Source organism: Photorhabdus sp. RM96S (assembly GCF_042879335.1).
GTDB lineage: Bacteria > Pseudomonadota > Gammaproteobacteria > Enterobacterales > Enterobacteriaceae > Photorhabdus > Photorhabdus kayaii.
Genome location: NZ_JBHFKT010000311.1, coordinates 1 through 222 on the forward strand (window position 1 = coordinate 1; position 222 = coordinate 222).

At 32.0% G+C, this 222-nt stretch carries 1 pseudogene; it reads left to right on the top strand.

The features are described 5' to 3' along the window. Nucleotides 1–111: 111 nt before the first annotated feature. A pseudogene (locus ACGF49_RS25500) lies at nucleotides 112–222 on the top strand (IS982 family transposase); the annotation flags it as partial.

Consider the following 222-nt stretch of genomic DNA (forward strand, 5'->3'; position numbering starts at 1 on the left):
ATTCCGCACCGCATTCATAATTTGTTGTTTTAATTAAGAATTAATAAATGCATAAATTTTATACAAACGATTTTAAATCAGTATATTACAGATATAGCTGCGGAATGACAGATAAAAGGTTTTCTGTTGTGCGTTTTAGGTGGATTGATTGCTTACTGCCTTAAATTGAAGAAGCCATCACTGAAAGTTTTCTACTCAGAAGAAGATTTCTCAATGACGGCT